Annotated in this window: 23 protein-coding genes; 11 read left to right on the top strand and 12 right to left on the bottom strand. The window is 71.7% G+C overall.

Annotated elements, in window-relative coordinates; translation table 11 throughout:
* Positions 1 to 13: 13 nt before the first annotated feature.
* The 4 genes from BLS56_RS00430 to BLS56_RS00415 all read right to left on the bottom strand — a co-directional run bounded on the left by BLS56_RS00430 (position 14) and on the right by BLS56_RS00415 (position 4,054).
* Complete coding sequence (locus BLS56_RS00430) at positions 14 to 1,432, bottom strand: MFS transporter (protein ID WP_091448647.1); 1,419 nt, start codon at positions 1,430 to 1,432, stop codon at positions 14 to 16.
* A gap of 157 nt (positions 1,433 to 1,589) precedes the next feature.
* Positions 1,590 to 2,297: a methyltransferase domain-containing protein gene (locus BLS56_RS00425; protein ID WP_175482590.1), complete on the bottom strand. Its 708-nt coding sequence runs from the start codon at positions 2,295 to 2,297 to the stop codon at positions 1,590 to 1,592.
* Positions 2,294 to 3,178: an arylamine N-acetyltransferase family protein gene (locus BLS56_RS00420; protein ID WP_091446892.1), complete on the bottom strand. Its 885-nt coding sequence runs from the start codon at positions 3,176 to 3,178 to the stop codon at positions 2,294 to 2,296. The genes BLS56_RS00425 and BLS56_RS00420 overlap by 4 nt, the downstream gene beginning before the upstream one ends.
* A 75-nt stretch (positions 3,179 to 3,253) precedes the next feature.
* Positions 3,254 to 4,054 (bottom strand): glycerophosphodiester phosphodiesterase, encoded by an 801-nt coding sequence (locus tag BLS56_RS00415; RefSeq protein WP_228771252.1) that lies wholly within the window; start codon positions 4,052 to 4,054, stop codon positions 3,254 to 3,256.
* A gap of 67 nt (positions 4,055 to 4,121) precedes the next feature.
* Between BLS56_RS00415 and BLS56_RS00410 the strand changes: the two genes are divergently transcribed.
* The 5 genes from BLS56_RS00410 (at position 4,122) to BLS56_RS00390 (ending at position 8,874) form a co-directional block, all read left to right on the top strand.
* Positions 4,122 to 4,484 (top strand): hypothetical protein, encoded by a 363-nt coding sequence (locus BLS56_RS00410; protein ID WP_091446886.1) that lies wholly within the window; start codon positions 4,122 to 4,124, stop codon positions 4,482 to 4,484.
* A gap of 61 nt (positions 4,485 to 4,545) precedes the next feature.
* Positions 4,546 to 6,249, top strand: a complete 1,704-nt coding sequence (locus BLS56_RS00405) for a putative bifunctional diguanylate cyclase/phosphodiesterase (RefSeq protein WP_091446883.1) — start codon at positions 4,546 to 4,548, stop codon at positions 6,247 to 6,249.
* Between the two features lie 107 nt (positions 6,250 to 6,356).
* Positions 6,357 to 6,725: a YciI family protein gene (locus BLS56_RS00400; RefSeq protein ID WP_091446880.1), complete on the top strand. Its 369-nt coding sequence runs from the start codon at positions 6,357 to 6,359 to the stop codon at positions 6,723 to 6,725.
* Positions 6,722 to 7,948, top strand: coding sequence for an RNA polymerase sigma factor (locus BLS56_RS00395; RefSeq protein WP_091446877.1), 1,227 nt, complete (start codon positions 6,722 to 6,724; stop codon positions 7,946 to 7,948). Before BLS56_RS00400 ends, BLS56_RS00395 begins: the two co-directional genes overlap by 4 nt.
* Positions 7,949 to 8,094: 146 nt before the next feature.
* On the top strand, positions 8,095 to 8,874 hold the full coding sequence (locus tag BLS56_RS00390; RefSeq protein WP_091446874.1) for a putative protein N(5)-glutamine methyltransferase: 780 nt from the start codon (positions 8,095 to 8,097) through the stop codon (positions 8,872 to 8,874).
* A 246-nt stretch (positions 8,875 to 9,120) separates the two neighbouring features.
* On the opposite strand, the gene BLS56_RS31120 is transcribed toward BLS56_RS00390, so the two are convergent.
* The gene (locus BLS56_RS31120) at positions 9,121 to 9,264 is read right to left on the bottom strand and encodes a hypothetical protein (protein ID WP_175482589.1); all 144 of its coding nucleotides are present in this window, start codon (positions 9,262 to 9,264) and stop codon (positions 9,121 to 9,123) included.
* A 110-nt stretch (positions 9,265 to 9,374) separates the two neighbouring features.
* On the opposite strand from BLS56_RS31120, the gene BLS56_RS00385 reads away from it, so the two are divergent.
* From BLS56_RS00385 to BLS56_RS00375, 3 genes are all read left to right on the top strand, one after another.
* Positions 9,375 to 9,572 carry a hypothetical protein gene (locus BLS56_RS00385; RefSeq protein WP_091446873.1) on the top strand — a complete coding sequence of 66 codons (198 nt, stop codon included), beginning with the start codon at positions 9,375 to 9,377 and terminating at the stop codon, positions 9,570 to 9,572.
* 118 nt (positions 9,573 to 9,690) lie between these two features.
* A complete protein-coding gene (locus BLS56_RS00380; RefSeq protein ID WP_139190444.1) occupies positions 9,691 to 11,076 on the top strand; it encodes an alpha/beta hydrolase domain-containing protein in 1,386 nt (461 codons plus the stop codon).
* 186 nt (positions 11,077 to 11,262) lie between these two features.
* Positions 11,263 to 12,000: a class I SAM-dependent methyltransferase gene (locus tag BLS56_RS00375; RefSeq protein WP_091446869.1), complete on the top strand. Its 738-nt coding sequence runs from the start codon at positions 11,263 to 11,265 to the stop codon at positions 11,998 to 12,000.
* A 70-nt stretch (positions 12,001 to 12,070) separates the two neighbouring features.
* On the opposite strand, the gene BLS56_RS00370 is transcribed toward BLS56_RS00375, so the two are convergent.
* A complete protein-coding gene (locus BLS56_RS00370) occupies positions 12,071 to 13,312 on the bottom strand; it encodes a tyrosine-type recombinase/integrase (protein ID WP_228771251.1) in 1,242 nt (413 codons plus the stop codon).
* A 157-nt stretch (positions 13,313 to 13,469) separates the two neighbouring features.
* On the opposite strand from BLS56_RS00370, the gene BLS56_RS00365 reads away from it, so the two are divergent.
* The gene (locus BLS56_RS00365) at positions 13,470 to 14,684 is read left to right on the top strand and encodes a hypothetical protein (RefSeq protein ID WP_091446863.1); all 1,215 of its coding nucleotides are present in this window, start codon (positions 13,470 to 13,472) and stop codon (positions 14,682 to 14,684) included.
* A gap of 93 nt (positions 14,685 to 14,777) precedes the next feature.
* Here BLS56_RS00365 and BLS56_RS30295 read toward each other — a convergent pair whose 3' ends face one another.
* The gene (locus BLS56_RS30295; RefSeq protein WP_175482588.1) at positions 14,778 to 15,158 is read right to left on the bottom strand and encodes a hypothetical protein; all 381 of its coding nucleotides are present in this window, start codon (positions 15,156 to 15,158) and stop codon (positions 14,778 to 14,780) included.
* A 520-nt stretch (positions 15,159 to 15,678) separates the two neighbouring features.
* Between BLS56_RS30295 and BLS56_RS00360 the strand changes: the two genes are divergently transcribed.
* The gene (locus BLS56_RS00360; protein ID WP_175482587.1) at positions 15,679 to 16,215 is read left to right on the top strand and encodes an EF-hand domain-containing protein; all 537 of its coding nucleotides are present in this window, start codon (positions 15,679 to 15,681) and stop codon (positions 16,213 to 16,215) included.
* Between the two features lie 40 nt (positions 16,216 to 16,255).
* Here BLS56_RS00360 and BLS56_RS00355 read toward each other — a convergent pair whose 3' ends face one another.
* The 3 genes from BLS56_RS00355 to BLS56_RS00345 all read right to left on the bottom strand — a co-directional run bounded on the left by BLS56_RS00355 (position 16,256) and on the right by BLS56_RS00345 (position 19,332).
* Positions 16,256 to 17,278, bottom strand: a complete 1,023-nt coding sequence (locus tag BLS56_RS00355; protein WP_228771250.1) for an alpha/beta hydrolase — start codon at positions 17,276 to 17,278, stop codon at positions 16,256 to 16,258.
* Positions 17,279 to 17,402: 124 nt separating this feature from the next.
* Complete coding sequence (locus tag BLS56_RS00350; RefSeq protein WP_091448643.1) at positions 17,403 to 18,341, bottom strand: RluA family pseudouridine synthase; 939 nt, start codon at positions 18,339 to 18,341, stop codon at positions 17,403 to 17,405.
* Positions 18,342 to 18,351: 10 nt separating this feature from the next.
* On the bottom strand, positions 18,352 to 19,332 hold the full coding sequence (locus BLS56_RS00345; protein WP_091446858.1) for a tyrosine-type recombinase/integrase: 981 nt from the start codon (positions 19,330 to 19,332) through the stop codon (positions 18,352 to 18,354).
* A 531-nt stretch (positions 19,333 to 19,863) separates the two neighbouring features.
* On the opposite strand from BLS56_RS00345, the gene BLS56_RS00340 reads away from it, so the two are divergent.
* Positions 19,864 to 20,223 (top strand): hypothetical protein, encoded by a 360-nt coding sequence (locus tag BLS56_RS00340; RefSeq protein ID WP_091446857.1) that lies wholly within the window; start codon positions 19,864 to 19,866, stop codon positions 20,221 to 20,223.
* A gap of 116 nt (positions 20,224 to 20,339) precedes the next feature.
* Here the strand turns inward: BLS56_RS00340 and BLS56_RS32860 are convergent, their stop codons facing one another.
* Both BLS56_RS32860 and BLS56_RS00335 read right to left on the bottom strand, forming a co-directional pair.
* Positions 20,340 to 21,032 (bottom strand): VOC family protein, encoded by a 693-nt coding sequence (locus BLS56_RS32860; protein WP_324187495.1) that lies wholly within the window; start codon positions 21,030 to 21,032, stop codon positions 20,340 to 20,342.
* A gap of 9 nt (positions 21,033 to 21,041) precedes the next feature.
* On the bottom strand, positions 21,042 to 21,455 hold the full coding sequence (locus BLS56_RS00335) for an STAS domain-containing protein (RefSeq protein ID WP_175482586.1): 414 nt from the start codon (positions 21,453 to 21,455) through the stop codon (positions 21,042 to 21,044).
* Positions 21,456 to 21,539: the final 84 nt, after the last annotated feature.

Genomic DNA, 21,539 nt, shown 5'->3' with positions numbered 1-21,539 from the left:
TTCGAGACAGGACCTAGAGGACCTTGGGCGCCGGGTTGCCCACGGCGGCGATGGCGCGGCGGACCGGCACGAACCACATGAGCACCAGCCCGATGGCGAAGAACACCACCAGCGAGATGATCGCGTAGCGGTAGGAGCCGGTGGCCCCGGCCATGATGGCGAACAGCAGCGGGCCCAGCCAGGAGGTGGCGCGCTCGCCGATCTCGTAGACCGCGAAGTACTGGGCCTCCTTGCCCGGGGGCACCATCTGGCTGAAAAGCGACCGCGACAGGGCGTTCGTGCCGCCCAGGACCAGGCCGATGCCGCCCGCGAGGGCGTAGAACTGCACCGCCTGCCCGGCCTGCACGAAGTAGGCGGCGCCGATGACGAGCACCCACACCGACAGGCTGATCATGATGGTCTTCTTCGCGCCGATGCGGCGGGCGATGACACCGTGCACGACGCCGCCGAAGAACGCGACGAACTGCACGATGAGGATCGTGGTGATCAGCACGTCGGCCTCGAACTTGAGTTCCTCGCGCCCGTACTGCGCCGAGACGTTCGCGACCGTGGCGATGCCGTCGGTGTAGATCAGGTAGGTGCCCAGGAACGCCAGGGTCAGCGGGAACGCGCGGGCGTGGCGCAGCGTGTCGCGCAGTTCGCGGAACCCGGCGGTGACCGCCGAGCCCTCGACCGGCGCGGCTTGCGGGCGGTGGTGGCTCCCGCGCAGGCGGCGCAGCGGGATGAGGGTGAACAGCGCCCACCACAGGCCCGAGAGCAGGAACGCGATCTGCGCGGCGTTGCCCGCGGTGATGCCGAAGCTGTCGCGGAACAGGTAGATCACCAGTTGCAGGGCGAGCGCGGTGCCGCCGCCGAGGAACCCGAACGCCCAGCCCTTGGTCGAGAGGCCGTCGCGCTCGTCGGCGGTGGCGATCTCGGGCAGGTACGAGTAGTAGATGACCACCGAGGTGCCGTAGCCGATGTTGGCGAGGATGAACAGGACCACGCCCAGTCCCCAGTTCGCGCCGCTGACCAGGGCCATCGCCACGGTGGCTGTGGCGCCGCCGAAGGCGAACAGGGCCAGCATCGGCTTCTTGTTGGGCGACCGGTCGGCGATCGCGCCCATCAGCGGCACGATCAGCACCTGCACGACGGTCGCGACCGAGAGCAGGTAGCCCCACAGCGACCCGGCGGGGAAGTCGAGCCCGAACAGGCTGATGTCGCAGTCGCGCAGCTTGTCGGTGTTGCCCGCGGCGTCGGCCGGGCACGGGTCGGGCCCGTTGCGGCCGGTGTCGGCGGTGGCGGCGGTGGCCGCGACCTCGGTCAGGTACAGCGAGCCGAACACGGTGGTGACCGAGGTGGGGAACACCTGGTTCGCCCAGTCGTACCAGCACCAGCCGCTCTGCTCCCGCTTTCGGGCGGCGGCCGCGGCCGGGGTGCTGTCGTCCACCATGCTCAACGCCGCCTCCACTGTCGAGTGATGCCGCTTTCCCCGCGGAGGGTACTGCTCCGATGATCCACTACCGGTGATCGGTTACCGGCCCACAGCCCTGTCCCACACCTGATCCACGACCGGACGACTGCGGCCTCGGGTCGCGGGCGGGGCGCGGTCAGCCCGCGCGGACGCCGGTGGCCACGCCGGTGATCGTGGTCAGGGTGAACCCGCCCTCGGCGGCGACCACGTCTCGGACGCGGCGCTCGACGATGGAGGCCAGCAGCTCCCAGGTCACGTCGGTCTCCTCTGGCCGCGACGACGCGACCAGGGCCAGCGCGGCCTCGGCGGGCACCGCGACCGTGCTGCGCAGCGGCGTCACGGTCACCTCGCCGAAGTGCCGCGACAGCCACGCCTGCGCGTGGTCGAGTGGGAAGCTCTCGTCCGCGTCGAGGAACGGCGGCGGGTCCACCACACCGCAGTCGCGCGCCGCGGCCCACCACAGCGCGCGCAGCTCCCGCAGGTCGCCCAGGGCGTTGGCGGAGACCACCACCAGCCCGCCGGGGGCGAGCACCCGGGCGAACTCGGCGAGCACGGCGTCGATGTCGGCGACCGCGCGCAGCAGATGCGGGGCCAGCACCGCGGCGGCGCGGCCCGAGCGCAGCGGCAGCGCGCACGCCTCGCCCGCCACGTCCGCCCGCGCCCGGTCGACGGCGACCACGGTGAGATCGGGCCGGGACTGCCGTAACCGGCGCCCGATTCTCCGGTCGCCGCCGACGTCGACGACGACCCCCGTGACGTCGGTCAGCAGCTCCACAGTCTTGCCCGGCAGGTCTACCGGCTCCCGGTAAGCGCGGTCGAGCGGATCTTCGCGTGTCTCGGTCACGGCGTCAGGATGCCCGGTCCGGCCGAGACTGTGGTCACCAGCCGGGACAATTCGTCGTCGTTCAGCTCGACGCCGAGCCCGCGCAGCACCTCGCCGAGCCGCTCCGGGGGAACCGGTGTGGTCCGCGCCGACCCGTCCGGCCGTTCGACGCGCAGCTCGTCGCCCACCAGCCGCCTGCACATCCCCTCGCTGAGCCGGGTCACGACCGGCTTGCCGACGAACGGCGACCGGGGGTGGGTGGCGGTGTAGTGGTGGGACAGGGCGAAGTCGATCGGCCGCTGCTCGGTGTCGTCGAACTCGTGCAGCGGCTCCCACTCCCGCCCCGAGCGGCGCGACAGCAGCCACAGCGGGCCGCGCCGGTCGAGCCGGTGCGCCCATCCGGCGTGGTCGCCGCGCGCCCCGTCCACCAGCGGCATCGGAGCCCACAGGCCCGCGCCGAACCCCACGTCGGCCAGGTGCTCCACCCCGTCCGCGGTCACCACCAGCACCATGTGCGTGCGCGGGCCCGACCGGTGCGGCCGCACCCGCGCGATCCGCCTGCGCACCGGGTACCCCAGGCGCTGCGCGGCGGCGGCGAACAGGGTGGCGTGCTCGTAGCAGTACCCGCCTCGGCCGCGGCCGACCAGCTTCGCCGCCACGGCGGCCACGTCCAGCGCCGGGGGAGTGCCCGTGGCGGTGTCGATGTTCTCGAACGGGATGGTCCGCACGTGCGCGATGTGCAGTACCCGCAGCGCCGCGGCGGACGGCGCGCGCCGGGGCGCCCCGATCCTGGCCAGGTAGGCGTCGAGGTCGAGGTCGGCGATGCCCCAGTCGATCGGCTCGGACCCGGCCCGCGCCGAGCCGGGAGCGTCGGGGGTCTGGTCGGGCGCTGTGGTCGTCATGGGCCTATGCCAGCACCTGCACTCCACTGGAGGTCAACAGTGGCGATGGACACTGGAGGTCGAGTGGAGGTCGAGTCAGATCCGCTGCCACAGGCCGCGCTCGATCAGCACGTCCCGCAGCACCTTGGGCCGGTCGGTCATGATGCCGTCCACGCCCAGGTCGAGCAGTTCGCGCATCTGCTGCGGCTCGTCGATGGTCCACACGTGCACCTCCGCGCCGCGGCGGCGGGCCGAGGCGACCAACTCCTTGTCGACCACCCGCAGCGGCCCGTGCCGCACCGGCACCTGCGCCAGCAGCGGCCGCTTTCCCGGCCGCGTCCAGGTCGCGGGCAGCCGCCGCGCCGCCCAGAACGCGGTGATCGCCCGCATCCCCATCGAGGTCAGCACCCCCGGACCGGCGAGCCTGCGCACCCGGGCCAGGCGCGCCTCGGAGAACGAGGCCAGGCACACCCGGTCCTCGGCCTTGGCGCGGCGCAGCACCGACAGCACCGGCTCGATCGCCGCGGTCGACTTGACGTCGATGTTCACCCGCGCGTCCGGAAGCTCTTCGAGCAGGTCCGCCAACCGGCACACCGGCTCCCGGCCGTCGATCTTGGCCTGCGCCACCGTCCGCCAGGTCTGCTCGGCGACCAGCCCGACCTTGTCGGTGGTGCGGTCCAGCCGCGCGTCGTGGTGGACCACGGCCACCCCGTCGCGGGTGGCGTGCACGTCGGTCTCCAGGTACCGGTACCCCTCGGCGACCGCCCGCCGGAACGCGGACAGGGAGTTCTCCATGCCCGCGAGGTCGTCGTAGTGCCACCCGCGGTGGACGAACGCGCGCGGGTGAGGGCCGTGGAGGAACCCGTGAACGGATCGCTCGGATCTGTCGGATCGCACCCGTCGAGTGTGCCCCAGCGGCGTGGCTGCGCGGTGCACGCAAAGTGTCCGGCTAGCGTCCAGCGGTATGGCTGCGATTACCCGACTGGCGGAGCCGACCCGGCGCCGCGACGAGGCCCGGCCGTGCGGCTGGTGCGGCGCCCAACTGCCCGAGGACACCCGCGCGGGCAGGCCCCGCCGCTACTGCGCCCAGGCGTGCAGGCAGCGCGCCTACGAGCGGCGGACCGCCGTGCAGCGCGGCGGGCTGCCGGAGGACGCGGTCGTGCTGTCCGCCGCGGAGCTCGCTGACCTGCAGGATCGCCTGTTCGCGCTGCGCTGCGCCGCCGAGGACGTCCTGACCGCGGCCCGCGACGGGGCCGACCGCGATGAGCTGGGCGAACTGGCCGAACGCGTCCACTTGAGCGCCAAGGGGCTCGAGCGACTGCGCTGATCATGACCGGTCCACTACGCTTCGTGCTCATGTCCCCACGAGAACGGGTGAGGGAGGCCGGGTGACGGATCCATCGACCGCCCCGGCGGAGGTGGTGGCCGCCACCGACACCGCCTTCGCGCTCACCGACCACCGCGGCCAGATCAGGTGGGTCAATCCCGCCATGACGGCCCTGCTGGGTCTCACCGCGGCGCAGAGTGTCGACCGTTCGCTCACCGCGCTGCTCGCGGGCGCCCCGGACGCGCCCCGGGAGACCGACGTCGTGATCTCCTTCCCGCTGCCCGACGGCGCGGGCCACCGCTGGCTGGAGATCCGCTGCACCGCCGCGACCGACCGGCAGTTGCTCTACCGGGTGACCGACGTGTCCCGGTGGCGGGCGCGGGAGCTGGACGCGGCCGGGCTGGCCGCCCACCAGGACGAGCTGCTGCGCATGGTCGACGAGGACCCGCTGACCGGGCTGCCGAACCGGCGCGCGCTGACCAGGGAGCTGGAGCGGCAGCTCGCGCTGGGCGCGCGCGGGGCGTTCCTGCTGCTCGACCTCGACCACTTCAAGGACATCAACGACCTGCACGGCCACCCCACCGGGGACCGGGTGATGTGCACGCTGGCGTCGCTGCTGCGCGACCGCATCGGCAGCGGGCAGGTCCTGGGCAGGCTGTCGGGCGACGAGTTCGCCGCGGTGCTGGCCGACACCGACGAGCGCGAGGCCGTCGCCGCCGCCGACCGGCTGCGCAACGCGATCGCCGCGATCCCGATGAGCGGGGTCGCCGGGGCCAGCCGGATCACCGTCAGCGTCGGCATCGCCACCTTCGACTCCGGGGTGGGCTGGCAGGAGGTGCTGGCCAACGCCGACATGGCCCTCTACGCGTCCAAGGCGGCGGGCCGCAACCGGGTCACCGTCTACGAGCAGGGCCACTACCAGGACACCGCGCTGCGGGTCACCGTGGTCGAGCGGGTCCGCGCCGCGCTCGCCGACGGCGGGTTCGTCCTGCACGCCATGCCGATGGTGAAGCTGGGCAGCGGCCGGGTCATCGGCCACGAGCTGCTGCTGCGCCTGGAGGACGGCCGCGAGCCGCGGCTGGGGCCGGGGGAGTTCCTGCTCGCCGCCGAGCGCAGCGACCTGGTCTTCGAGATAGACCGCTGGGTCGCGGGCAAGGCCATCGAGACCCTGGTGGAGCACCCGTACCCGGGGCTGCGGTTCAACGTCAACGTCTCCGGCCGCACCCTGGAGGACGAGGACTTCGGCGACTTCGTCCTCGACCGGCTCACCGCCGCCGGGGTCGCCCCCGGCCGCCTCGGGTTCGAGATCACCGAGACCGCCGCGGTCACCAACCTCGACGCCGCCCGCAGCCTGGCCCAGCAGCTTCGGGCCAGCGGCTGCCGGATCACCCTGGACGACTTCGGCTCCGGGTTCGGCTCGTTCGTGCACCTCAAGCAGCTGCCCATCACCGGGTTGAAGATCGACGGCGAGTTCGTGCACGGCATCGACTACGGCAGCCGTGACACGGTGCTGGTGCAGGGCATCGTCGACATCGCCCGCGGCCTGGGGCTGTCCGTGGTCGCCGAGTGGGTCGAGCGCGCCACCCAGGTCGAGGCCCTGTCCCGGCTCGGCGTGCGCGTCGCCCAGGGCTTCCACCTGGGCGAGCCGGAGCCGCTGGAGCGGCTGCTCGCCCGCCCGCACGGGGTGTGGATGCGTCGGCCCACCCTCATGCGCGACCTCGACGGCGACCCGTCGCTCGCCGCGCCGCTGCGGGACCACTCGTAGAACCGGTCCGAGAAATATCCTGGCCGGTGTAGAGAACCTGTCGTCGTCTCCGTCTTCCCCGCGAAAGCGCCCCGATGGCGGGCGCGGCGAACCGAGGAGCGCGAAGCGTGAAGTACCTGCTGATCATGCAGATCAACCCGGCCATCCTGGAAGCCCTGACCGAGGACGAGAAGGCCGCGATCGGCAACGGCCACGAGCAGCTGATGAAGACGATGCGGGAGACCGGGGAGCTGATCGTCACCCAGGCCCTGGGCGATCCGAGCGCCAGCGCGGTCGTCGCCGCCCGCGACGGCGTGCCCGTGGTCACCGACGGCCCGTTCCTGGAGGCCAAGGAGTACATGGGCGGCTTCTACCTGGTCGACTGCGAGAGCCGGGAACGCGCGATCGAACTGGCCCGGCTCATCCCGGACACCAAGATCGACGGCCTGGCCGTCGAGGTGCGCCCGGTGATGTTCTCCGCCGGGCCGGACGTGTGAGCACACCCCCCGGGGCGATCGAGGACCTGCTGCGCCTGCACGGGCCGCGGGTCCTCGGCGTCCTCGTGCGCCACCACGGGCACTTCGACGCCTGCGAGGACGCCGTGCAGGAGGCGCTGCTCGCCGCCGCCGTCCACTGGCCGGACAAGGGCGTGCCCGCCGACCCGATGGCGTGGCTGGTCACCGTCGCGGGCCGCAAACTCACCGACCACTGGCGCGGCGAGACCGCCCGCCGCCGCCGCGAGGCCGCCACCTGCTCCCCGGACCTGCTCGCCGCGGGCCCCGACGAGCCCGACCCCCGGCACACCGACGACACCCTGGCCCTGCTGTTCCTGTGCTGCCACCCCGACCTGTCGCCGCCATCGCAGGTGGCGTTGACCCTGCGCGCGGTCGGCGGCCTGACCACCGCCCAGATCGCGCACGCGTTCCTGGTGCCCGAGGCCACCATGGCCCAGCGGATCAGCCGCGCCAAGCAGCGGATCAAAGGCGCCACCTTCCGCGACCCGCCCGACCCGGCCCGGCTGCGGGTCGTCCTGCACGTGCTCTACCTGATCTTCAACGAGGGCTACACCGCCACCTCCGGCCCCGACCTGCGCCGCCCCGACCTCACCGCGGAGGCGATCCGCCTCGCCCGCGTCGTGCACCGGCTGCTGCCCGCCGACGGCGAGGTCTGCGCCCTGCTCGCCCTGATGCTGCTCACCGACGCCCGCCGCGCCGCCCGCACCACAGCCGACGGCGCCCTGGTCCCCCTCGCCGAGCAGGACCGCGGCCGCTGGGACCGCGCCGAGATCGCCGAGGGCGTCGCCCTGGTCACCGACACCCTCGCCCACGCGCCGCTGGGGGAGTACCTGCTGCAAGCCGCGATCGCCGCCGTCCACGCCGAGGCCCCCAGCACCGGCGAGACCGACTGGGCGCAGATCCTGATCCTCTACGGCATCCTCGACCGCGTCGCGCCCAACCCGATGGTCACCCTCAACCGGGCGGTCGCCCTGGCCAAGGTCCACGGCCCGCGCGCGGGGCTGGACCTGCTCGCCACCCTCGACACCCGGCTGCGCGGGCACCACCGGCTCGACGCGGTGCGCGCGCACCTGCTGGAACTCGCGGGCGACACCGCCGCGGCCGCGGAGTCCTACCGGCTGGCCGCACGGCGCACCCTGAGCCTCCCGGAGCGCCGCTACCTGCAATCCCAGGCCGCGCGCCTCGGTGGCGGCCCGCTCCGGTAGCCTGGCCCGGTCCCGTGGTGCAGGCGTCGAGGAGGTGGGAACCCATGACCGCTAGTCCAGGTCGGGTGCTCTCGCCGCACGGCCACACCGTCCACATCGGATAGGTGACCGGGAGAGCGCCCGTCGGCATCCGGCGAGAGGCGCTCATGTCACTGTCAGTCCCCTTTTCTCCCACCATCGCCGCCCGGCTGCGCGCGGCCGGGTGCGTGTTCGCCGAGGACGAGGCCAGGCTCCTCGTCGAGGCGGGCGCACCCGCCGAACTCGACGCCCTGGTGCGGCGCCGCGTCGCGGGCGAACCGCTGGAGCACCTGCTCGGCTGGGCGCAGTTCCACGGCCTGCGGATCGCGGTCGACCCCGGCGTGTTCGTCCCCCGCCGCCGCACCGAGTTCCTCGTGGACCAGGCCACCGCACTCGCCGGGACCGTCGTGGTCGACCTGTGCTGCGGCTCGGGTGCGGTCGGCGCCGCGCTGCTCGCCGCCCGCCCGGGCATCGACCTGCACGCGGTCGACATTCACCCGGCCGCCGCCCGCTGCGCCGCCCGCAACATCGGCGCCGCAGGCCACGTCTATGCGGGCGACCTCTACCGGCCGCTGCCCGCCGCCCTGCGCGGCCGCGTCGACGTGCTGGTCGCCAACGCCCCCTACGTCCCCACCGACGCGCTCGGCCTGCTGCCCCCGGAAGCCCGCCTGCACGAGCCCCGGGTCGCGCTCGACGGCGGTGCCGACGGCCTCGACGTCGCCCGCCGGGTGGCCCGCGAGGCCGCCCAGTGGCTGGCCCCGGGCGGTCACCTGCTGGTCGAGACCAGTGCGGGCCAGGCGCCCAGGACCGCGGCCTGCTTCGCGGGCAGCGGCCTGACCCCGCGGGTGGCGACCGAGGCTGACCTGGGCGCCACCGTCGTCATCGGCACCCGACCCAGGGTGACGTAGTCGGCTGTCCTCGTTTGACACTCCGTCCGCGTCCGCCTGCGGGCGGCTCGTAATTCTCAAGCCCGACAGGCAGTCCCGGTAGTACCGTTCCTCGACGAAAACGGGGGGCAGGGCATTGGGTGATGTGGCGCGGAGCCTGCGCGGGTGGCTGCGGGCGTGGCGGCTGCCGGAAATCCAGGTGGTCGCGGAGCTGACCGACCTCGGCGACCGGTCCCGGGTCTGGAAAGTACGCGCGGGCGGCGTCGATTACGCGGTCAAACTGTTCTTCGACACACCGCGTTTCATCGAACCGGGGAGGAAGCGGACCGGATCGGCGGGCGCGGTGGTGGCGACCTCGCCGCCGCCGTCGCCGAGGTCCGCGACTTCGGCCGGCGCGTCGGGCTCACCCACGGCGTCCTCTACGGCGACCCCGCGCCGGAGGTCCTACGCCGCGCGGGCGCCGGGACGCTGGCCCTGATCGACTGGGGCACCCCAAGCCGGGGCCGCTGCTGCACGACGTGGTGAGCTGGCAGCTGTTCGCCGCCAGCCACCGCCGCGACGACCCGGCCGCAGCGGACCGCCTGCTGGCCGCGTACCGGGAGTGGGTGCCCATCACCGACGCCGAGTTGGCAGGCCGAGAATCGGTCGCCGCGCTCTATCACGCGATTCAGGCTGCCTGGGCGCCCGACCTCGACGGAAAAGGCGTTCCGCAGGTCTAAGTGTGGATGTCTACGTATTCCGGACGAAGCCGAACGCCGAACGCCGTGGTTACCGTTCGCGACGACCCGGATTCGTTTCCCTCAGCGGAGGTTGTCGCACATGTCTCAAAGCACGCCAGTGCGAATAGCGGTGGCCGCGGTGGCCGCGGTAGGCCTGATCGGTGGCGTCCACACAGCGGGGGCAGCGCAAACCGAGGAAGGTCCCACGGTGACCCCGATCGCCGCAGCGGCGGGGAAGGGGCACCCGGTCGCGGGCGTCGCGGGCCTGGCCGACCTGCCCGGATACACCGAACTCGAGTACCTGATGTCCGGCGAGGCCGACACCTATCAGCAGGACGGCTCCTGGACGGAAAACGGGAAATGGGCCACCCGGGTCGCCTCCCAGGGCAATTCCTACACAACCCGGCTTTTGGTCGAGCGTCCCACCGACCCGGCCAAGTTCAACGGCACCGTCATCGTCGAATGGCTCAATGTCAGCTTCGGTGTGGACATCCCCGTCGACCTGTCCCAGTCCTACGAGCACTTCACCCGGGCCGGATACGCCTATGTCGGGGTGACCGCGCAGAAGCGGGGCGCCGACAAGCTCCGCGCCCTCGACCCGGCCCGCTACCCGGGCGTCGACATCAGCGACGACGCGCTGTCCTACGACATCCTGACCCAGGCCGCCCAGGCCGTGCGCACCCGGCCGGAGCTGCTCGGCGGCGCCACCCCCAGCGTCGTGCTCGCCTCCGGCCACTCGCAGTCCGCGGGCAGGCTGACCACCTACGCCAACGCGATCCAGCCCACCGCCAACGCCTTCGACGGGTTCCTCGTCCACGGCCGCGGCGGCGGCGCGGCGCCCATCTCCACCGGCGTCTCGGCGCCCGCCCGCGCCAAGATCCGAACCGACCTGCGGGTCCCGGTGTTCGTGCTGCAGTCCGAGACCGACATCGTCACCTCCGCCGCCGTCCGGCAGAACACCGAGCGGGTGCGGACCTGGGAGGTCGCGGGCACCGCGCACGCGGACAAGCACGGCCTCGACCTCTACGACGCCATCAACGCCCGCGACCACGCCATCAACGACGGCGCGCCCACCACGTGCGACAAACCCGTCAACAACATGCCCTCCCGCTACGCGCAGAACGCCGCCTACCACCACCTCGACCAGTGGGTGCGCCGCGGTGTCGCGCCGCCGGTCGCGCCGATGATCGAGAGCCTGTTCGGGGTGTTCGTCGTCCGCGACGGCGACCAGAACGCCCGCGGCGGCGTCCGCTTGCCGGACCTCGACGCGCCGGTCGCGACCTACGCCCCGCGCAACAGCGGCGGCAACGTCCTCGGCGCGTGCCTGCTGCTCGGCTCCACCACCCCGTTCAGCCCCGCGAGGCTCACCGCCCGCTACCCTGACCACGACGCGTACGTGCGCGCGTTCACCACCGCCGCCGACCGCGCCCGCGACGCGGGGTACCTGCTCCCGCAGGACCACGCCGAGGCGCTGGCCCGCGCCCGCGCGGCCGACATCCCCTGATCCGACCCCGCCGACGTCTTGGTCGAGGCCTGCCCGCGGGCCTCGACCAAGACGCGCCGATCAGCAGGCACGTCGTCGTCGCTGCTCACGCAGTCGCCCTGGGATCGGCAGTATGGAGATCACGGTGGACCCCGACAACGATCCGCGGCGGCGGTCGATCCGCCACCTGGAGATGGAGGCGCCCTGATGTCCCACGCGCGGCTGTACGACGCCATCGGGGCGACCTACGCGGTGACGCGGCGCACCGAGTCGCGGATCGCGGTCCAGGTCTGGGCCGCGCTCGGCGACGCGCGGACCGTGCTCAATGTCGGGGCGGGCGCGGGCTCTTACGAGCCCTCCGACCGTGAGGTCACCGCGGTGGAGCCGTCGGCGGTCATGCGGGCGCAGCGCCCCGCAGGCGCGGCGCCGTGCGTGGCTGCCTTCGCGGAGAGCCTTCCATTCGCCGACCAGTCCTTCGACGCCGCGATGGCTTTCGCCACCATCGATCACTGGCAGGACCCGATCGCGGGTCTGCGCGAGATGCGGCGTGTCGCTCGCCGCGTGGTGGTGTTCACGAAGGACTTCAGCGCCCTGGGCCTGTTCTGGTTGGATCGCGATTATCTGCCCGAGCGCGCAGGCCTTCTCCTCGGCAGGCCGTCGCTGGCCGAGTTGGCCCGCTCGATCGGAGCCCGGGTGGAACCGGTGCTCATCCCGTGGGACTGCGCGGACGGCTTCTACGAGGCCTACTGGCGCCGACCCGAGGCGTACCTGGACGCGGATATCCGCCGCGGAATGTCGGTCTGGGCCAGAGTCGGGCCAGTCGCCGAGCAGCGGGCAGTGCGCGGCCTCCGTGCTGACCTCGCCTCCGGCCGGTGGTCCGAAAGCAACCGCGACCTCGTCGATCTGGACGCGGCAGAGCTTGGCGTGCGTCTGCTTATCGCCTGATCCGGCTGCCGCGACCGGTCAAGGTCTCCCGCTGTGCCTCGGCATGGGCGTGCGGCACGCTTCCGCCGGGTCAGTCGGTGGCGCCGAAGACGCGTCGGGCGACCAGGTCGCCGGAGGACCGGGCGGGGTCGGGGGCGGCGGAGCTGTAGACGTGGCGGGTGGTGTCGACGCTGGCGTGGCCGACGTCGACCGCGACGTCGGCGACCTGGGCGCCTTCCTGGATCGCGGTGGTGACGTAGTAGTGCCGCAGGGCGTGCGGGTGCAGGGTCGCCGCGAGGCCCTTCTCGTCCGGGTCGACGGCGCGGGCGATGCGGCGCAGCAGTTCCCAGATGGCCTGCCGGGTGCAGCGGCGGCCGCCGCGGTTGACCAGCAGCGGTGAGCTGCCCGCCGCCTGGCGCCCGCGCGGAGCGGGGGAGTTGCCGGTGGCGCTGTCGAAGGCCAGCAGGTAGTCGTCCACGGCGGCGGCGACCGGGGCGGCGAGGTAGACGATGCGGTCCTTCGCGCCCTTTCCGTGCACCCGCAGCGCCCGGTGGCCGCGGTTGCGGTGCAGGTCGCCGCGGTCGAGGTCGCACAGCTCGCTGACCCGGACCCCGGCGGTGAACAGGGCGACGACCGCGCGGGCCCGGAGCCGGTCCAGCTCACGCTGCCGCGGCAGGCGACCGGCGAAGTGGTAGAGGGCGGCGACCTCGGCGTCGGCGAGGGTGATGGTCCGGGAAGCGCCAGAGCGGGCCGCGGTCAGGCCGAGCCGCTTGCGGTTGAGGGCGGCCGGGTTGGTCTCGGCGAGATCGTCGGCGACGAGGTGGTCGTAGAGGGCGCGCACGGCGCCGAGCATCTTGTCGCAGGTGCTCACCGCGGCTCCCGCCGCGGTGAGGTCGGCCAGCCACGCCTTCGCGTGCGCGGCGCGCGCCGCGAGCGGGTCCAGCCCCTGGGTGGCGCACCACCGGAACCAGTGCAGGTGCCGCAACCGCCCCGGCGGCGCGGGGGGCGGCGCGTGCCCGGTGCGGGCGGGTTCGGTCGGCCGCCGCATCACCGCGGCGTAGCGGCGGACAGCGGTCGACCAGCCGCGCGGGGCGTCGGGGACGGTGGCCCACCGGCCGATGTCCTCCGGTTTGGTGGGCAGGCCCAGCGCCTGTCCCGCGTAGGTGTGCCGGGTGCCGGTGTTGCCGTACCCGGCCAGCCAGTCCGCCACGGCGGTCAGCAACTCCGGCGGGTCCGCCACCCCCGGCCACACCCCGGCGACGAGCACGTCGTCACCGGGGTCCTGGTTTTCCGCCACCTTGGGGACGGTCACGGTCAGGTCGATTTCGGTCACTGTGCGCTTCGCTCCGTCGCCTCGTTGTCCTGCCGCAAGTCTATGCCTACAGAAGCACACTTCTGTAGGCATAGATGCTATACCAAGCCCTGTTGGGCTGGTTAGTTGCTTGAGACTATGCTCTATGGGTAGTTACTACTAACTTTGAGGATCAAGCATGGCTCAGCTGTCGCAGGAGAACGCGGCGAACGACACCGGAAGCGATGTTCCAGGCGCGGCCGAGGAATCCCGGTGCCTGTGCTGCGCGCAGCCGCTGCCCGAACGCGCCGGAGCCCGCGGCGGACCCCGGCTGCGGTACTGCCCCGAGGGCGAGGGCCGCTGGGACGACGGGACCTTCTCCTGCAAACGCCACGGAGCCGCGGTGGTCCTCTACCGCACAGCCCGCGGCGACACCGCCGCGGAAGACCCCCTGGTCGTGCTGGACCACACCGTGACCAGCCTGCGGACCGTCCTGGCCCCGGTCGCCGCCGCGCTGGCCGAGACCACCGCCGCCGTGGACCGGCAACAGGAAGTCGTCCGGGCCGAGGCGCTGCGCGTCGCGGAAGCCGAGGCGCACGCCGAGCGCGCCGCACGGGCCACGCTGGCGGCCGAGCACGCCCGCGCCGAAGCCGCGGCCGCCGCCGACGCGGCCCGCGCGGAAGCCGAACAAGCCCGCCGCGACCGCGACGAGGCCCGCAAACAAGCCACCGACGACCGCAAGAAGGCCGCCGAGGCGGCAAAACAGGCGGCCATCGCCGAACAGGCCCGCGTCGACGCCGCCACGGCCGCCGCCGACGCGGCCAAAACCCGCGACGCGGCCACCGCACGAGCCGACAAACTCACCGAAACCGTCGACCGCCTCACCACGGCCCGCGACGCGGACCGCGCGGCCCTGCGCGACCTCCAAGCCGACCTCGACACCGCGACCGCCGCGACCCACGCCGCCCAGGCCACCATCGCCGACCTCACCCAGGCCCACGCCGCCGACCAGGCGACCCTGCGGGACACCCAGGAAAAACTGGCCGCCGCCACCGCGGCCGCGCGCAACGCGCAAGCCAACCTCGCCACTCTCACCGACCAGGTCGCCACCCTCACCGCCGCCCGCGACCACCTGACCGCCGAGCACACCAGGCTCACCGCCGCCCTGGCCGTGGCCCACTCGACCCTCGACTCCCGCACCGCCGACGAAGCCCGCCACTCCGCCGAACTGACCGCCCTACGCCACGCCCACACCGCCGCGACCGTCCACCTGCGCGCCCTGCGCCGCCTCGCCGCCGCCGTCCCCGAGGACGCCCTCGACCACCCCGCCGCGCGCTACCTGCTCACCACCCTCACCAACACCGACGCCTTCACCGACGTGCCCGAAGAGGAACCCGAACCCCCACGCCGCTGACCTCATCTAGCGCAGGGGCGCCGCGGCGTCCCTCGCGGGGATGATCACACTGACCCTCGGCGGGTCAAGCGCTCCCCGGGGTCGGCCCGCACGTCACAGGCAGGGCACGCGGTGCCGGACGCTGCCGGTCAGCCTGCCCGCGCGCCATGCGGCGCCGTAGAACCAGCGGCCCGCCCGGTCGAGGGAGGCAGCTCGGGGGCCCGGCGCGGCTATCCGCCCCGACTCCGCGCTGCGGCGCGGGCGCCAACCGGGGGCAGCCCGTAGGCCAGGAAGCCGCGCATCAACCGCGCGTCGGCCCGCCCGTACCCGTATGCCTGCCTGGCCAGCGGCCACAGCCTGTCCCGCCAACGCCGCGGGGGAGTAGGACCCGAGACCGGCCACATAGGCCACCTCCGCGCCGATCTCGGCGAGCACCACCCGCTCACCCACCCAGATCGCGCTGTCACCGACATTGCCGTGCGCGGGGAAATCCACGAGCGCGCACCGCGTCCCCGGGGGATCAACCGCCTCAGCACCGTCGCCGCCAGCAGCCGCAGCCGCCGAATGCGCGCGGTCACCGGGCCCTCGCCACCCAGCCCACTTCACCCGCGGCGGCCACATCGCACCGCTCACCGTCCCGCACCTCCGGCAGGTCGAACTCGCAATCCTCCGGCCGTGCGTGCGCTCGCGCCACCGTCCACCCCTTCGCCGTGCCCGCGACCCGCGCTTTCCCGCCACCGCGAAATGAAAACCCGCCCGCCGATCCTGGAACCACGCGCACAGCCCTGTCACCCCCGACGACCGCAACTTCACCGAGTTGCACGACACGATCACCACTTCGGCCGAACCACCCGACGACAGCCCACCGACACGGGTTTCCCACCCCAGACAAGTAAGCACATCGAGTGACCCGCCGAACCCGAATCGCCGCTGCCACCCCCTTTCCACGGCCGCTAACCTCAGCCGGGCACAAAACACGGCGCCAACGAGAAAGACACCGCCAATGCTGAGCCAGTTGCAGACCGAAAACATCGACCGCGTGTTCACCGTCCTCGACATGGACGGAAACGACGAGATCACCTGGGCTGACTTCGAGCAGGTGACCGCCGGGCTCGCCACGGAATTCGGCCAGGAACCGAACTCAGGACTCATCCAGGACCTACTCGCCGCCTACGCCCGGATATGGAACTACGTTCGCGAAGCCGCCGACGTCAACCAGGACGACTCGGTCGGCAAGGCCGAGTTCCGCGACGCCCACGACCAGGGACTGCTGACCGCGAGCGACCTCATGGACAAGTGGCTGGCCGCCGCGGACGCCTGCTTCGCCATCGCCGACACCGACGGCGACGGCTACATCGACCAGGACGAACTCACCCGCGTCTACCGCGGCGCGGGCATCACCGACCCCGCCGTCGCCGCGGCCGCGTTCGCCGCCATGGACTCCGACAACGACGACCGGATCGACAACGAGGAGTTCTGCGCCAACGTGCGCGGCGTCTTCACCGCCACCCACGAATCAATGAAGGGCGCGCACATGCTCCGCCTCGGGTAACCCGCTACGGCCACCGGCGCCCCGGTGGCCGTAGCGCGCCTCAACCCCCGACAGCGTCCATCAACATGTCCACCGACGCGACGAACTCCGCCTCCCAGTACTGCCAGTCATGCGTGCCCTCGTAATGGTGCGTCCGCAGCAGGGGAGCCCCCGAACTGCCCGGATGCGCCGCCACATAGGCCGCGTTCAGCCGATTCTCGAACGCCAGCGTCTCCCGGTTGGTCACCGTCTCCAAATTCAACGGATCACTCCCACGCGGCGGCTGACCCGAGGCCACATACACCGGAATGTCAAAAAGGGCGTCCACACTGTAATACGGGTCGTGCTCCTGCCAGCGCGCCCGCCCCGCCGCCGTCGTCGGATCACCCCACAGTCCGTTGATATCCTGGAAGTTCAAGAACAACAGCGACTGGATGAAACTGAAATCCGCGAGCGGGTGCAACGCCCCACTGTAGGACGCCACCGCCGCGAACTCACCCGGATACCGCGCCGCGTACGACATCGCGCCGAAACCACCCATCGACAGACCCGCGATCGCCCGCCGCCCGCTCGCCGCGTAATTGCGCTCAAGCAACTGCCGCAACTCCACCCGGTGGAACGTCTCCCAATACGCGCTGCCATTGACCCAGTCCGAATACCACCCCGCCGACGCCGCCTCCGGCATCACCACCAGCGCCGCATAACCCGCCGTCACCTCCGCGACATCGGTGTTCTCCGTCCAATCCCGATAACCCGCCGAACCGGACACCCCACCACCGTGCAACAGATACAGCGTCGGCCACCGCCGCCCCGGATCGGCGCCGTGCCCCGACGGCAACATCACCCGCGCCCGCTGCGCGGTGACCCGGTTCCCGGCCGTCGAATTGATCACCAGGTCGAACACCCGTCGCGCGGAGTCCACCGTGATCACCGACGTGATGCACGAACCGTCGTCGCTCTTGGCCTTGTTCACCATGCACGTCGCCGCCGCGGCCGTCCCCGCGGTCACCGGCAGCACCGCCGCGACCGCGGCCACCACGGCGACCGACCACAGCGCCCTACGTCTGCTTCCCTTGCCTGACATCAAGTTCCTCATGAACCCCATGCTGGCCCCGGCGAACCCGAAGATCACCCGGATGTGGACGTGCGCACAAATTCAACACCTGAGGAACAAATTCGGCCCGCCCGACGTACTCCCCCTGAACACCTCACCCCGCACCCGCCCGCCACACCTCAGGGGAATCCCACGCCGCCAACCGGCACCCGCTCTCGAACCGCCGCCGCACCCCCGACACCGGATCGTTGAACTCCAACACCCGCGCCAACAGCTGCAACGGCCGCGAAAAGTCATCCAACGGCTTCTCCGTCAGCACCGGATAGAAGTCATCACCCAGAATCGGCAACCCCAACCCACTCATATGCAGCCGCAACTGATGCGTCCGACCGGTCAGCGGCACCAACCGATACCGACCCAAACCCGCGCGGTGCTCCAGCAACTCCACCCGCGTCTCCGCGTTCGGCTCACCCGGCACCTCCTGCGCGGTGATCACCCCACGCTCCTTCACGATCCGGCTGCGCACCACCACCGGCGACGCCAACCCAGGATCATGCCGGGCCACCGCCTCATACTCCTTGTGCACCAACCGATCCCGAAACAACGTCTGATATCGGCCACGCAACTCCGGCCGCACCACGAACAGCAGCAACCCCGCGGTCACCCGGTCCAGTCGATGCGCAGGACTCAACGTCGGAATCCCCAACTGCCGCCGCAACCGCACCAACGCCGTCTGCACAATGTGCTTCCCACGCGGAATCGTGGACAGAAAATGCGGCTTGTCCACTACCACCAGATCCTCGTCCTGATGCACGATCCCCATCTCGAACGGAACCGGCGTCTCCACCGGCAAATCCCGGTGGAACCACACGAACGACCCCGGCGCGTACGGCGCGTCCACCGCCACCGGACCGTCCACCCCGACGATCAGCCCCTCCCGCAGCATCGACTCGATCCGCGCCGGATCGACCCGGGGGAGACGCTCCACCAAGTGCTCCAGCACCGTCGCCCACGCCCCCTCCTCGGGCAGGCGCAACCGCGCCGCGTCGAGACCGTGGCGCTGGGGGAGCGGGGACCGAAGCTTGCGTCGCATCCCCGCCAGCCTACTGACCCGCCGGACCCTCACCCGCCAACTCCGCCAACGCCCGATACGTCCGATTGCTCGCCGCGGCCGCCCGCCGCTCCTTGCCGGTCGCGTCGATGTAGTTCTGGCTCGTGTTCAGGCTCGCGTGCCCCAGCAGCACCATGATCTCCACCGCGTTCGCACCGTCCTCGGCCAACCGCGTCGCGAACGTGTGCCGCAACGCGTGCAGATTCGCCCCCGCGGGCACCCGGTCATGCATCCCCGCCCCCCGAAAACACGCCTTCACCAGGTAATCCAACGCGCCCCGGCCGATCCCCTCACCATCGGAACCCAACACCAACGGCGACTCCGCCGAGAACCGCGCACTCGGAAACCGCGCCGCGCACGAGGCCAGATACGCCTCGATCACCCGCTCCAACGGCGCCTCGATCGGAATCGACCGCTCCCGGTTCGCCTTGCCGTGCACGAACAACCGCCGCTCACCCGGGCGCCCCACCACCGACGACCGCCGCAGCGCCCGCATCTCCGAGGCCCGCAGCCCCGCCACCAGCCCCAGCGCCAGCACCAGCAGATCCCGCTCCGGCCACGGCCGCCGAGCCCGCCGCGCCCCGCCCGCGATCGCGGCCAGCAACTGCTCCGGCGTGCGCTCACCCCGCAGCGGCTTGGGGGAGAGGGGGGCGGGTCGCGGCCTGCCGATCGCCCCCATCGGATTGCCCGGCGCCAGCCCATCGGCCACGCAGAACTGGAAGAACTGGTTCCACGTCGACCACGCCCGCGCCACCGAGCTTTTCGCGTGCGTGTCCGCGAAGACGCCGAACGCCGCCCGCAGCGCCTGCGCGGACACTTCGGACAGCTCGATCCCCGCCGCGTCCCGCTCCAACACCTCGGCCAGGCGCGCGGTCACCCCGGCGAGATCACGGCGGTAGGCCGCCGTCGTGTGTGGAGAGTCCTTACGGGAGCGTCGCGCCACAAAGAACGCCTCGTGCGCCTCGATCAACATCACAGTGCGTGCCTACCCGACCCCACCGACAAAAGTCGATCAACGAGGGCTTCGAGTAATGGATAACCGCGATTATCCATGAAACATGTGTTCGACAGGAGTGCGGGAGTGGTCCAGGGTGGCCCTCAGGGCCTGAGTGATCGGGTCCGGAGAGGCCGGGTCAAAACGTCACGGTGACGTTTTGATTGGGTGCCTGGGCGGCGCTCCGGGTCGTCCAGGGGCGCTCTTTCAGGTGTCCGATAGCCGACCCGTCGTCACGCTGTCGGCTTGGCGCGTCTCGGCGTCGAACCTTCGGGGGTCGCGCCTGTGGCGAGAACGCGGCGCTCACGGTGACAGCGTGGTGACGCGTTTCGGGGTGGTCTGGAGCCCCTTCTGCGGCCGAACAGCCAGGTTCTGTTTGTTCGATAATCTACATTATGTCAAGTAACTGGTTCATTCGTTCGTCGCAGTGATGACTCGGCCACGGTGGGTAATCGATCAGTAACCGGCTCACACGAGCCGGGGAACTCGAACCCAAGGAGGCAGGAAGCAGTGTCGCCGACCGTGTCACCGACCCTCAGGTTCCAGACCCAGACCTTCGAGTACCAGTCCGACGCCCAGCATCCGCAGAGGAAGAAGCTGACCTTCCACTTCGACAACCCCGTCATCAGCGCGAACGCGGCGCTGAGGGGCTTCGAGGCCGAGTTCGTGGACCAGGAGCGTCCGGTGCACCTGTTGTTCCACCGCATCACCGACGTGCGCAAGGCGGACTACTCGACGCGACTGGTCGAGGTCACGGTGGAATACGGACTTCGGGACAACTCCTCGAACCATTACGACGACAAGTACCGGGGCAGCATCGACGTTCTCGTGATCGCCCAGATTGACGAGCCAGACCGCCGTGTGAATTGAGTGTGTTACCCCAGCCCGGCCTGGCCCGGGTGCGGACCACTCCCCCAGGTCCCGGCTTGATCGTTTCCGATCGCGGCTCGCCCCCGCTTCTCCTTGCGCGGGGGCGAGCCGCGCGGTCATGTCTGGGTCGAGGCGAGGATGTCGAGGTAGTGCTGGTTGAACATGATGCCCAGGATGTTGCCGAACGGGTCGATCACCGACGCCGTGACCAATCCTTCGCCCCGCACGCGCGGAGTGTCGTGGACCTCGGCGCCCAGGGACAGCAGGCGGGCGAAGGCCGCGTCGAGGTCGTCGACGTGCCAGTAGGCGATGGCGCCCGCTCGGGTGGTGGTGTCGTGCGGCGCGTGGCGGCTGTCGACCAGGCCACTCCCCTGGTTCGGCTTGCTAGGCGATGCCGCAGGGTGTTTGGTGCGGGGTGTTCGGTGCGGGGCACGACTTCGCTGTCGAGGGTTCGGCTTGCTAGGCGGTGCCGCGGGCGTGGTGGACGCCGCGGTGGTGGGCCGGTCTTGGGTGGGGTCTGTGGGGCACCGCTCCCCTGGTTCGGCGTGCCAGGGGCCGCGGGGTGGTGTGATGGCGGCGGTTGTCGGCCCGGTTGTGGGTGGGTGCCTGTGGGGCGCGCGGTCGGGGCGGGTGGTTCTCGGGGTGGGCGCTTGGCCGCGGTCCGGCGCGTTCGCCGGTGAGTGCCCGCTTCTGGGGTGTGGGCTTGCTCCCCTGCCCCGCGTGTCGAGGACAACGGGTGGTGCGGGGGTGGGGTAGCGGGTTCTCCGGTGCGCGGGTCCTGCGAGTGGTGCGCTGTCCGGTGGTGGCAGCCGAGGGCGTTAGGCGATGAGCCAGCTGCTGGTGGCGCGGGCGGCCGGGGTGGGGGCGGTGCGGGCGCTGGGGGTGATGGTGATGTCTTCCGGGAGGTGGGTGAGCTGCAGGCCGGTGAGGACGGGGCCGCAGGCGAGGACGCGCAGGGTGCGGCCGCGGCGGCGGCAGGCGCGGTTGGCGCGGACGAGGACCGCGGTGCTGGCCCAGCTGAGGAAGGTGACGGCGGTGAGGTCGATGACGACGCGGGTGGTGCCGTCGTCCGCGGTGCTGGCGGTCATGACTTCGTCGTGCCAGGGGGTTTCTGTGGCGAGGTCGATGCGGCCGACGGCGCCGATGACGGCGGTGCGGTCGTCGCGGTCGACGGTGATTGTGAGTTCTCGGAGTGCCTGTTCCTCGGCTGACCGGGCGAAACTCAGTGCCACGGGTATCCCATGCCCTTCGACTGGTAGTTGGTCTTGCTTTCTTGATCCGGGCGCCGGGGAAAAGGTTGCCAGCTTTTTCAGGTT

This window comes from Actinokineospora iranica (assembly GCF_900101685.1).
Classification (GTDB): Bacteria; Actinomycetota; Actinomycetes; order Mycobacteriales; family Pseudonocardiaceae; genus Actinokineospora; species Actinokineospora iranica.
The sequence above is the reverse complement of the archived record's forward strand: the minus strand, read 5'-3'. Positions and strand labels throughout refer to the sequence as shown.